The organism is Edaphobacter dinghuensis, from assembly GCF_014640335.1.
In the GTDB taxonomy this organism is placed as follows: domain Bacteria; phylum Acidobacteriota; class Terriglobia; order Terriglobales; family Acidobacteriaceae; genus Edaphobacter; species Edaphobacter dinghuensis.
Genome location: NZ_BMGT01000004.1, coordinates 18,444 through 32,281 on the forward strand (window position 1 = coordinate 18,444; position 13,838 = coordinate 32,281).

The window sequence follows — 13,838 nt, forward strand, 5'->3', positions numbered from 1 at the left end:
GGTTAACAGTCCTTCGGCAAGAGATCGCGAAAGTCAGTGGAATGGAATTCCTGGTCGATCGAAGCGATGAGCACGCGTTTCGAAAAAGGAGCTAGTTGCGGATTCTCAAACAGAGTCGACAGGTCAATCTTCAGTTCGAACCGGGCCTGTAGCCGACTGAGCAGGCGTACAGCCAAGAGCGAGTGACCGCCAAGTTCGAAGAAGTTGTCATTCCGGCCAATACGGTCGGTATGTAGCAACTCTTTCCATATCTCGGCTACTGCAGTCTCCGTCTCTCCCTGAGGCGGCTCGTAGGCCCGGGTGGCATAGGCATCGCCCTCTGGTGCCGGAAGAGCCTTACGATCAATTTTTCCGTTTGGGGTCAGAGGAAGGGCGTCCAGTCGTACGAACGCGGAAGGCACCATGTATTCCGGCAGTTTCGACGCCAGATGATTACGAAGGCGCTCGGCACTGAGAGACTCCGCTCCCGAGTAATAAGCTACCAGGCGCTTGTCGCCGGGTTTCTCTTCTCGTGCGACGACGACTGCTTGCTCCAAGTGGGGATACTCAACAAGCCGTGCCTCGATCTCCCCTAACTCGATGCGGAAGCCGCGGAGCTTGACCTGCTGGTCGTTCCGTCCCAAAAACTCAAGGTTCCCATCCGGCAGATAACGCGCGAGGTCGCCTGTCCGGTACATGCGCGCTCCCGCATCATTGCAGAATGGATCGGCAAGAAAGCGTTCTGCGGTTAACTCAGGACGATTCAGATAGCCACGAGCGACACCTACTCCGCCGATATACATCTCCCCAACCGCGCCCAGCGGGACAGGCTGTCGCCGGTGATCGAGTAGGTAGATCGCTATGTTCGCGATCGGACGGCCAATCGGAACAATGATGCTGTCGAACTCAGGTGGGCAAGCCCAAGCAGTCACATCGATTGCTGCTTCGGTCGGCCCGTAGAGGTTATCAACCTGCATGGCAGGTAGCTGCTCAAGACAAGCCTTTAGTTGGACGGTTTGAAGGGCTTCCCCACTACAGATGAGCTGCCTCAGCGACGTACACCGCCCCACATTGGGAGTATGCATGAAGATATCCAGCAGAGATGGAACGAAATGAACGATCGATACATTCCACTCACAGATCAATTCAATCAACCGATCAGGATCTGCTTGGGCTCCGGGAGGAGCAAGTGCAAGCGTTGCGCCGGTCATCAAAGTCCAAAAAAACTCCCATACGGAAACGTCGAAACTGAAAGATGTTTTTTGTAGAACAACATCGTCGGGACGAAGTTTGTAAGTCTCTTGCATCCATACGAGGCGGTTGACCACCCCACGATGCTCGTTCATGACGCCCTTTGGCGTGCCGGTAGAACCAGACGTATAAATCACATACGCTAGATGGCGAGACGTAAGGCTGGAAACGTGTGGATCAACTTCCGGTTGATGAGACCACGCTGGAGATCCACTGTCGAGATTGAGCAAAAGGATGTTTCGTGTCGCTTTGCCTTCAAGAGCCTTTTGGCCTGTTCCGTCGCAAAGCAAAATACGTGGCTCCGCATCCTCCAGCACTTGAACGATGCGTTCAGGAGGGTGAGCAGGGTCAAGCGGCATGTACGCTGCCCCGGCCTTGAGCGTAGCGAGTAGGCTCACCACCATTTCCGGACTGCGATCCATGCAGATAGCAACCGGATCGTCCGGACGAACGCCTAGTTCGACCAAATGATGTGCGAGACGATTCGCTCGTCGATTCAGCTCCTCGTACGTGAGGGACCCGTTTTGCCAGAGCACGGCTGTTGCATCAGGACTCTTAGCTGCTTGTTCCTCGAACAACTGATGGATGCACAAATTACTTGGATATCGCGTCGTTGTAGAATTCCACCTCTCGTGCAGTAGATCTCGCTCCTCCGCAGACAGAAGATTAATCGAATCGACTTCTTGCCTGGTGTCGGCCACCATTGCCTGCAGCACTACCTGCAAATAGCCGATCTGCCTCTCAGTTGTGACCTCATCGAACAGTGCGCTCGCGTAGGTCAGGGTGCCCACAATCATGCCGCTATCCTCAGCAAGATCTAACTCCAAACCATATCGAGAATTGACATAAGAGGAGTCGAGCAGGGATGCGTGGACGCGTGGTAGCTGCGGAATGTTTGTCTCCTCGTTTCTCCAGGCGAACATCACCTGGAAGATGGGTGTGTGGTCGAGCCTGCGAGGAGGGTTGATGATCTCGACGACCTGTTCGAAGGGCAGGTCCTGATGATCCTGTGCTTCCAATGTCGCAATGCGAACCCGGCGTAAGAGCTCTTCGACCGTCGGGTTCCCGCTCAGATCGATGCGTAGCGCCAGTGTGTTCACAAAGAAGCCGATAAGATTTTCAACCTGTATATGCCTGCGGTTCGCTACCGGAGTGCCGATCACCAGGTCTTCCTGGCCTGAGAGGCGAGAGAGCACCGCGGCCCATGCCGCCAACAGCGTCATGAACAAGGTAGTACCGTGCTTCGTGCTCAGCGCCTTCAGAGCCTTGGTCAGCTCAGCATCGATACGGACTGGTATCTGTGCCCCGGCAAAACTCTGTTGTAGTGGTCGCGGACGATCAGTGGGCAGGTCGAGCAACGGCGGTGCGTCAGCCAGCGCCTTCTTCCAGTAATCGACTTGTGTTTCCAGCCGCTCACCTGTAAGCCACAGGCGCTGCCATGCCGCATAGTCCGGGTACTGGATCTCCAGCGGGGGCAACGGGTTGGGCTCCCCGTTCAGATATGCCGTATAGAGCACGTTCAGTTCTCTGACGAGAAACCCCATCGACCAGCCATCGGAGACGATGTGATGCATGACCAGAATCAGCACATGCTCCTGGTCGCGCAGATGAACCAGACAGGCACGCACCATAGGGCCGGTTGCAAGGTCGAATGGAGTACGAAATTGCTCCTCGCACAGAGCCCGGAAGCGGGTTGCCTGTGCGGCAAACTCACGCAGATCATATTCAGGTAGAATGAATTCTTTTTCTTGAGGCAGGAGCTTCACGAAGGGCTCTCCACCAATGGTGATGAAGGTACTGCGCAGTGCCTCGTGGCGAGCAAAAATGGTACTCAGACTTGACTGTAGAGAACTGTGATCGAGATCGCCGTCTAACTGTAACAATGCGGCAATATGATAAGACGCGTTTAGATTTTCGAACTGGCTGAGGAACCATAATCGTTGTTGCGCAAATGACAGGGGGAGCGGGGCGCTGCGCGGAGTCGCTGTAATTGTCTGTAGATCATCAGGGACTGCGTCAGCAAGACTAGCAGCGATAATCTGAGCTAGGGCGCTTAGCGTATTGGATCCGAAGATATGTGCTAGCGATAGTTCGAGGTTTAATCGCTTCTGTACATGAGCTTGCAGACGAACTGCGAGCAGCGAATGACCGCCGAGCTCGAAAAAGTTGTCGTTGCGACCGACACGTTCGACATGCAGCAACTCCTTCCATATCTCGGCTAGAACGGTCTCCGCCTCTCCCTGCGGCGGCTCGTAGGCGTGCGCAGCATAGGCGTCGCCCTCGGGAGCCGGAAGCGCCTTGCGGTCGAGCTTCCCGTTAGGCGCCAGCGGAAGAGCATTCAAATGTGCGAAGGCCGCGGGAACCATGTATTCCGGCAGCAACTCTGCCAGATGTGTACGCAGCTGTTCGGCCGTAACAGAAGCATCCCCGGTGTAATAGGCGACCAGCCGCTTGTTACCGGGAACATCCTCTCTTGCGATGACCAGAGCTTGCTTCACAAGAGGGTATTCAGCCAGCCGTGCCTCGATCTCGCCCAGCTCGATGCGGAAGCCGCGGATCTTCACCTGGTGATCGTTCCGGCCTAAGAACTCCAGATTTCCATCTGACAGATAGCGCGCCAGGTCACCTGTACGGTATATGCGCGCTCCCGTCTCAGCAGAGAATGGGTCGGGCAAAAAACGTTCTGACGTCAGATCCGGACGGTTCAAATAGCCTCGCGCCACGCCCGCCCCACCGATATACAACTCGCCCACCGCGCCTAGTGGAACAAGCTGCCGCTCGCTGTCCATCAGGTAAATGCGAGTGTTCGCAATCGGCCGACCGATCGGAATCACCTCGGGCACGGTTTGATTGCGGAAGTGCCAACAGGTGGCGTCGATGGTGGTTTCTGTAGGTCCATAGAGGTTGACGACCCCCTCGGAGGTATAACGTTGCGCCTCCTGGACCAGCGCCGCACTGAGCGGTTCGCCGCCGCAAAAGAGATACCGACATTGGAACGTTCCACTCCGCAACGTGGCCTCAAGCAGGCTGGGAACAAACTGGGCAACCGTCACGTGATTCTTTGCGATCGTTGTCGCAATACCAACTGGGTCCCTCTGGAGGTCTGAGGGCAAAAGTATGAGCCGAGCACCAATCGCAAGCGGAGTCCAGATCTCCCACACCGATGCGTCAAAGGAGATGGCGGTACGCTGAAGAAATATGTCCTCTGCAGTAAAGGTGAACGCTTGCGCTTGCCAGTGGATGTGGTTGCTCAAGCTTCGATGCTCGACCATCACGCCCTTCGGCGTCCCGGTCGATCCCGACGTATAGATCACATATGCTAAATGGCGCGAGGTGAGGCCTGCCACATCGGGATTCGTTGGTGAAAGTTGCGACCAGACAGGCCGAGAGTTATCAACATCAACCATAACGGTTTCATTTCCGGAGCCACTTCCGAGAATCTCCCATCCAATCGCGTCACACAATAGAACCCCTGGTTGCGCGTCTGCGAGGACATAGGCAAGTCGATCGGAGGGATAACCGGGATCAAGGGGCATATATGCGCCACCGGCCTTCAGGACGGCCAATAGGCCAACGATCAGGGATAAGCCGCGGTCTATGCAGACAGCAACACGGTCATCCGGTCGGACTCCTTGTTCGATCAGATAATGTGCCAGACAGTTAGCTTGGCGGTTCAGCTCCGCATAACTTAGAAACCTATCGCCAATCACTACTGCTATAGCTTCCGGAGTCGTTCTTGCCTGTTCCTCAATGAGTTGGTGGATGCAACTGTCTTTCGGATACGGAACTGCTGTCTCATTCTGCGTCACCACCAGCAGATGACTCTCCTCGGGAGATAGGAGATCAATTGAACCGACTACCTGACCGCTGTCAGCTACCATGCGCCCAAGTATTGTGTAGAGATAGGCAGCGTGACGCTTCATCGTCAATTCGTCAAACAGTAACGTGGAGTACCTCAGGGTGCCGACAACTTCGTCGCCTTCCTCGCTGATATCAAGTTCTAGATCGAATTTGGCCGTGTAGGCCGAAAGATCATCAACTTGTAGCTCCAAATTCGGAATCGAAAGGAGGCTGCCTGGTTCCTCTTGCGAAACGAGCATCACCTGGAAGATGGGGGCGCGGTCGAGCCTGCGCGGAGGATTGATGATCTCTACAACCTGCTCGAACGGCAGGTCCTGATGATCCTGGGCCTCCAGTGTTGCAGTGCGAACCCTGAGTAAAAGCTGTTCGACGGTTGGATTCCCACTCAGATCGATGCGCAGCGCCAGTGTGTTCACGAAGAAGCCGATCAAGTTCTCGACCTGAACGTGCCTGCGATTTGCTACCGGCGTACCGATGACCAGATCATCCTGGCCCGAGAGGCGGGAGAGCACCGCAGCCCATGCTGTCAGCAGCGTCATGAACAAGGTCGCACCGTGTTTCGCGCTCAGCGCCTTCAGGGCCTTGGTCAGCTCGGCATCAATCCGGACTGTTAGCTGTGCCCCTGCGAAACTCTGTTGCGGCGGCCGGGGGCGATCAGTGGGCAGCTCAAGCAGCGGGGGTGCATCAGAAAGCGTCTTTTTCCAGTAGGTGACCTGTTTCTCCAGTCGCTTTCCTGCGAGCCACTTGCGTTGCCAGGCTGCGTAGTCCGGGTACTGGATCTCCAACGGCGACAGCGGGTCGGGCTTGCCATTCAAATAGGCGGTATAGAGCGTGCTCAGTTCACGGCAGAAGATGCCTAATGACCAACCATCAGAAACGATATGGTGCTGCACCAGAATCAATACGTGCTCCCGATCCCCAAGGCGAACGAGACAGGCACGCACCATGGGGCCGCGGGATAGATCGAAAGGAGTGTCGATCTGTTCTCGGCATAATGCCTCCAGCCGGCGTTTCATGTTGGTCGCTGTCCGGAGATCAATTTGTATGAAAGGAACACTCGCCTTGTTCGACAATAAAAACACTTCCGGATGACCGTCGACGGCTACGAATGTGGAGCGGAGGGCTTCATGGCGAGCAAATATCGTATTGAGACTGCGGCGAAGCGACATGCAATCCAGATCACCACGCAGCCGTAGCCCTGCAGGAACGTGATAGGCCGCGCTCACCCCTTCAAACTGGCTTAGAAACCAGAGCCTCTGTTGTGCATATGACAGGGGCAGATGCTCCTCAAGACGCAAGGGTGTGATCGGAAGAAGCAGTTCAGGATCGTTACGAGAGCACCTTTCTGTGATAGCAGTAGCCAGCCGGGCTGGGGTAGGGTAAGAAAACAAGTCTGTAAGTTGTAGCTCAATCCCAATTACTTGCGCCACGCGACTGAGCAAGCGTACGGCGAGTAGCGAATGGCCGCCGAGCTCGAAAAAATTATCGTTGCGACCGACGCGATCGAGGTGGAGCAGTTCCTTCCAGATCTCTGCCAGCGCAATCTCGGTCTCTCCTTGCGGCTGCTCATAATCATGGGCGGCATAGACCCCGTTCTCCGGAGCCGGCAGTGCTTTACGGTCGAGCTTGCCATTGGGCGTCAGTGGCAGGGTTTCGAGATGCACGAATGCCGCAGGCACCATATACTCCGGCAGCAGCACCGACAGATGCTCCCGCAACTGTTCGGCCGTAAGGCCGGCTGGATCCGAAGCGGTGGTGTAGTAGGCGATCAGGCGCTTGTCGCCCGATGTGTCCTCCCGGGCTATGACAACGGTCTGTTCTACAAGCGGATGGTCAGCCAGCCGCGCTTCGATCTCCCCCAACTCGATGCGAAAGCCACGGATCTTCACCTGCTGATCATTTCGCCCGAGAAACTCAAGGTTGCCGTCCGGCAGGTAACGAGCTAGATCGCCGGTACGGTACATGCGCGCTCCCGGCTCATCGCAGAACGGATCGTCCAGGAAGCGCTCCGTTGTCAACTCCGGGCGGTTGAGATACCCGCGCGCCACGCCTGCCCCGCCGATGTACATCTCGCCTACCGCACCCAGAGGTACTGGCTGCTGCCGGTTGTCCAGCAGATAGATGCGGAGGTCTGCCAAACGTATTCCGATCGGACTCGCCGATGCTGCCGTGTCACTGGAGGCTAGTGGTCGATAGGTCACATGCACGGTTGTCTCTGTGATGCCGTACATGTTCACCAGCAGCGGCTGGCTCTCGGACCTGCGCCAGTACCAGGACCGAAGTATCGTCGGATCGAGAGCTTCGCCGCCGAAGATTACATAGCGCAGACGGTCCGAAAGACTGCTCTCGGCCTCGGCTTCCATCAGCATCCGGAAGGCGCTAGGAGTCTGGTTCAGTACCGTGACCTGCTGTTCGCATACAAGACGATAGAAATCCCGGCTCGATCGCGCCATCTCATAGGGCACGATGACCAGTCGGCCGCCGTAGCGCAGTGCTCCCCAAATCTCCCATACCGAGAAGTCGAAAGCGAAGGAGTGGAAAAGGCACCACACGTCCTGGTCGCTAAACCCGTAGCTGTTCTGTGTCACTTCGAACAGGCGCGTGATCTGCGCATGCTCGACCATCACGCCCTTCGGCGTGCCGGTCGAACCCGATGTGTAGATCACATAGGCAAGATGACGCGAGGTCAGGCCTGCCACTTCTGGGTCCGTCTCCGGCTGAGATGACCAGACGGGCCGTAGAGCATCGAGTTCGACTACTACGAGACCTTGTGTGGCTTCGCTTACCAGAACCTCACGTCCCAACTTATCGCAGAGCAACAGGCGTGGCGCGGCATCACTCAGGATCTGGGAGAGCCGCTCGGAGGCATAGGCAAGATCGAGGGGTACATAGGCACCACCGGCTTTCAGAATGGCCATAAGGCAAACGAGCATAGACACACCGCGGTCCGCGCAGATGGCAACACGGTCATCCGGCTCAACACCCAACTCGATCAGGTAATGCGCCAGGCAATTCGCTTGGCGATTCAACTGCGTGTAGCTCAGAGACTCTCCGCCGAAGACCACCGCCACGGCCTCAGGGCTTTTACGAACCTGCTCTTCGAACATCTGATGAATGCAGCGCCCGTCCAGAGATGGAGCTGGCGTTTGGTTCCACGCCTCCAGCAGCAACTTCCTCTCCATGACAGATATAAGAGAAAGGGCGCCAACTGGCAGTGCATCATTAGTTTGTTCAAGAACTTCCTCCAACAACCTGGAAATAGCCCGGGAACTTCGGTTGATTTCCAATTCATCGATTATGTTTGGAGCATACGACCATCGAAACATTCCGCTCGGGTGAACCTGCAAAATGAGTGGGATCTCATCCAGACTTGCTGAATCCGGGCTGTCTCCGTCGCATTCCTCTACCACTTCGATCCCTACATTCCAAGGAACGATGTACCTTCCCGACGGTCTTAGCTCTGGGTCACGAGCTATGAGATCTGAAGAGTATGTGAAATGCTGCTGAACTTTTTCGATTTCCTCGACGATCTTCTGTAAGGCTTCACCGAAACCAAGATTCATATCGATTTCAATTTCGAAGGGAACATACGGTGCAAGCAGTCTCGACGTCCACTCGGGACCTGCAAGTGGGTTTCGCACTCTCCAACCAACATGCAGACGCGTATCTGCCGTTACCCGGCTGAGATAGATCAGCCATGCTGCGATCACGCATTCATGGTTTCCTGCTTGCGAATACTGCTCGAATGGGAAGAATTTCCAATTGCTGGCCATTCGCGGTCCCGGCGGTTCTTGGCCTCCTACACTCGAGGGCAGGGAAAGAGGCTGCACGTGCCGGAGTCTTTCGAGCCAAAAACTTTCATGTGGTTCTGTGTTCGACCCAATTTCAGCCAAAGTCTCTCGCTCTGGGTTGCTGAAGACAGGCAGTAGTGCCCCTTCAAAGAGCTGGCATGTTCTGGCCACGCGAATACAATCGAGGCGCTCTCCTGTTTGACTGATAAAACCGCCGACAGAAACGTTCTGTGTCCCCGTGGAGACATGCCATCTATCTGCCCCGATGCTCAAGAGGGTGCCGGGGGCGGATGTCGATCGCTCCTCCAATATTTCCAAGTCGGTTGCACAAACAATAACATCACTGTTCAGCACGATCTTTGGATACCGGCAGGCATTTGGGAGATACCCGCCTAAAATGAGTGCGCTCACGGTACGCGACAGCGACTCCGCGCTATCGTTCCAATAAAGGACACCGGGATCGCCCCTATTAGCTCGTCGGACGTAGATATTGTTCTCTAGCGCAACACCTGGTTCAGCACTGAGGCTCTCCACGCATTCGGAAACCAGTTGTTCAGGTTGATCAAGAAAAGCCTCCATTATTTGGAGAATCCTAGCTGAGTGAGCGCGCAATTCTGACACGCTGGTGGTGGCCTCGCGATCGCTCAGAAAGACTCTGTGAACATGTTCTCCGGTACAGTCCAGAATAGCGATTGTGAAGTCGCGCACACTACCGAGAGAAACAACTCTCCATGAGAATCGACATCCAGGAAAACTATTTGCTCCGTCGAAGTTCATCCAATTGATGGATGGACCGAACCATCCGTCTTGCATGATCTGGTTGTCGCGGCGAATCATCTCACCCCTGTAACGCTGGTGAGGCAACACTTGCCGGAGAACAGATCCAACATTCCGCGCAACATCGACAAGACGATCACCCGGTGCGAGCACGATGCGAAAGGGAAGCACGTTGGACGTCATAGAGGGGATGTCCTGTTCACCTTTACGTGCATTAGCAACAGGGAGACTAAACTGAAGCTCGGACTTCTTGACCAACATATGAAAATGGACTGCAACCACAGCCGCCCACATCTGCATAGGAGAAATACCTTGTTCTCGCGAACATGTGGTCACCCGCTGAAGATCTCGGAATGCAACATCATATCTCGCAATTTCATCTGTTTGGTCCGCAGCAGTGGCTACCTTGCGAGCAAGCCACCCAGGATAAAAGGATCGAGAAAGATACCGGCGCCAGAAATCCCTATCTCGGGCAATACTTGACTCTGCATATTGCATACCTACAGCTTGTTCGTGCAAGGAGTAGTGGTGTGGCGCAACCGGGTTTCCATTATTCAATTCTGTGTAGATCTCAGCTATCCGTCTTGCCAGGAGACCAAGGCTTCGTCCATCGATTATGATGTGGTGGTATCGTTGGTACCAATAGAACTGATTCTCAGCTATCTTTATCAATGCAAAAGTAAACAGGCACTCGCTCTCCGCCTTGTGAGCACGGGTCAGGTCCTGTTCAATCCACGTTAAAGCACAGTCTCTTGAATTCCTCGCGCCGCTGACGTCGATATTGATAAGGACGCTCTCCCTGAAGCGACGGGTGATGCGTTTCCGAAGTGTGCCTTCAGCGATTTCAAATCTAGTTCTTAATGCATCCGTTTCGTCGATCACGGCGTTGACTGCTTGCTCTAGAACCATCCCGTTGACATAGCCATCAACAATGGCATAAACAGCAACCGAATGATCGTCATTGCGGCCGGTCTCCTCGGCCAACCAAACCTCGCTTTCAGTTGGCGAGATTTCATACGCCGGAGCCTGTCTCGCATCCTGATCTTCCATCATGGTGTTATTCCGTACTGCGTTGCCAGCGGATCAGTAAAAGTTTGGAATGCATCCCCCGCGATTCGATCGGGGGCGCCGAGCGACGCTGTCGTAAATAGCTGCTCGTCAGATAAAGTTGTGAGATTTGGGAACAGGCTGCCTGGAAAGGTTAAGCTAGTGCAGCATGGAGTTGTTAAATGAGTTCAGTCTAAGATTGAGTTGTGGGATTGGGATACTGCACCCCGCATGCTAATGGGGTCCACGATAGTGGACAGATTATTGCAGTTTAAGCCGCACCACTCTTGCTGGGCATTTATACAAGACCGGACTTTTTACAGCAGAAGGTTGCTGATTGTAGCCTGGCTCTGCAGGTAACACGTGCCACTGTTACGGTAACAATGTGCGCTGTGGTTTTTGGGACGATTACGCCATATGGACTCAAACATGATCATAACGTTGCTCTTGAATGCTAATGCCTTCCTTGTTCATTCCTCCCGCAGTGCCTTATTAGGGTCAATCCGAGCGACTCTAAAAGCGGGTATTGTGCTCGCAAGAGCGGATACGGCTGCAATTGTAAGTACCACCGATAGAAAAGTTGCGCTGTCATATACTTGAACACCGTAGAGAAAACTCTGTAGGACACGCAGGACCCCTGCGCAAACAAACAATCCTAGAATCAATCCCGCGGCCGCAGCAATCACTCCTGATTTGGCGGCATAGATCATCGCTTCTCGAACTGTCGAACCGAGCGCAAGGCGAATGCCAATTTCTCTGGACCTCTCCGCTACCATATGAGCAACAAGCGCAAAAATCCCGATCGCGCTAAGCAATAAAGCGAGACCAGCCATTGTCGAAAGCAGAGCGACTTCGATTCGTTGCATCGCCAAGGTTTTCGCTTGCAGATCGCTCATGCTGTAAAAGCCGGAGAATGGAAGCCCTGGATCGACACTCGCCAAAGCGCGCTGCATCTGAGCAGTCAGGTCATCACCCGGATGAGCGCTTCGAACGATCCAACTTGGTTGAATCCATGTGTGCACCATAGAAAGCAACTTGGCATCGTCAACCTGGACATAGGGAACATAGATCGTTTCTTGATCCGTTAAAGGAGCTGCATCTGTAACCAAGTGAGTCGCTGAAGACAATACAGTGTCTGCAACGACACCGACAACCATCGCATTCTTGTTATTGTTTTCAAGCTGACGGCCCACCGCGTTTGCTTCATGGAAAAACTTCCGCGCAAAGGTCTCGTTGATCACCACAACGTGTTGCGTGCTCGGTCCGTCCGAATTCGTAAAAACTCGACCAGCCAGCAATGGAATTTGTAGGGTCTTGAAATAATCAGCGGTAACAAACACCTCATTGGTCGTAACCTGATCCCCCGCTTGCTTGCCATCGCTGAGGGTAACTCCATCCAGCAATGCGCGCTCATAAGGTAAGGTCAAACCGACTGCTGCGCTTTCGACTCCGGGAATATTCTGCATTGCGGTGAGGCTTTCGCGGAACAACGTTTGCAAAGCCCTGGGGTCTTGATACCGGACGTTGTCCAAAGATGCCTGCGCAGTGATCACCCCATTAGGATTGAATCCCGGCGACATAGTTTCAAGATGGACTAGCGTGTGAATCAGCAGTCCTGCGGCGGCCAACAGTAGAACCGTCAACGCAACTTCTCCCGCGATCAATCCCTGCCGTAGGCGTGCACGCCCCGTCCCGATGACCGAACGGTTGCCGATAGACGAGCGCAGGTCAACCTTGTTTGTGGCAAAAGCTGGGAGCATACCAAAGAGAATGCTGGTTAGCAACGAAAGCAGCAATGTGAAGGCCAAGACTCGACCATCGAGAGGCACATGCTGCACAGGCAGAAAATGTTCTGGAAGCATCTTCAGTAACGACCTTAGCGCAATAAAACCGAGCCCGATTCCTGCGGAACCTCCTATTAAAGCAACCAACAAATTTTCAATCCAAAGTTGTCTTTGAATCCGCCAACGCGACGCACCAAGCGCCATGCGGGTAGCGATCTCTCCCGTGCGGCGTAACATCCGCACCAAGGCGAGTCCCGCAAGATTGGCGCATGCGATCAGCAGTACAAGGCCGGACGCTAGCATGAGGGCTAGAACTTGAGGACGGAGTGTCTGGGTTTGCGCTTGTTGCAGGGGCATCCAGTAATAGGTCCGCTTCTCATCGGGGTTGCTTCTTGCGAATTCCAAAGTCTGATGACTTTGGTACAGAGCGCGCTCGATCTGACTATTTGCCTCTTGCCAAGTGAAACCATTACGTAGCAGCACGGTAGCGAGGAAATTAGTCGTCTGCCCTTCACCATCGCGGCTCGGTTGAAGGTCTGTGTATATGTCGGCATCCAAAGGAGTGGTTGCATGCTCAGGCAACACCCCGACAACCGTATATGGTTCTCCTTTTAGAAGAACGACTTGTCCCAGGACATGCTGGTCTTTACCAAATGCCGTACGCCACAGCGAGTAGCTCAGAATGGCAACTCTGGGACCATTAGGAAGATCGTCTTCGGCAGTGAAATTTTGACCAAGCGCAGGCTGAATGCCTAAGACGTCAAAATAACGCGCTGAAATCCGTCCGGAATGTAGATATTGAGCATGGGAGGCTGTCTGAAGGACCACACCGGCGGGATGAATTGCTGAAACAGCCGAAAGCACGGAGGGCACATTGTCACGTAATAGCTCCCATTGCTCTCCGTCTATAGTTCTTCGCTCGTCAGAAGGATGAGAGCCTGTGGTCCGAGCGTAGAGAGTCCCAATGCGCTGCGGTTGAACGTACGGAAGGTTGTTCAGTAGGAGTGCGTTCACAACGGAAAAAATCGCGGTATTCGCCCCGATACCTAACGCCAACGTCAGACAGGCTACTAAAACAAACCCAGGAGACCTGCTAACCTGCCGCAACGCAAGCTTTGCGTCACCAAGGAGGCTATCCCATCGCGGCCACAGCCAGACTTCGCGGCTGCGCTCCTCGATTACAGCGACATTGCCGAACTCGCGACGTGCGACTCGCTCCGCCTGCTCCCGTGTCATGCCGCGATCCATAAGATCGGCAATTTTTTCATCGAGATGTTCACGGATGGGTTCTGAAAGCTCTTGATAGCGACTGCGGTGAGAGAACAACTGTCGGAGCCAGCTCATAAGA

General features: G+C 54.4%; 2 protein-coding genes. Both read right to left on the reverse strand.

Annotation, left to right across the window (positions count from 1 at the left end):
- Window positions 1-2: 2 nt before the first annotated feature.
- Window positions 3-10,712 (reverse strand): non-ribosomal peptide synthetase, encoded by a 10,710-nt coding sequence (locus IEW09_RS16305; protein ID WP_188555323.1) that lies wholly within the window; start codon window positions 10,710-10,712, stop codon window positions 3-5.
- Window positions 10,713-11,176: 464 nt separating this feature from the next.
- The gene (locus IEW09_RS16310; RefSeq protein ID WP_188555324.1) at window positions 11,177-13,834 is read right to left on the reverse strand and encodes an ABC transporter permease; all 2,658 of its coding nucleotides are present in this window, start codon (window positions 13,832-13,834) and stop codon (window positions 11,177-11,179) included.
- Between the last annotated feature and the right edge of the window lie 4 nt (window positions 13,835-13,838).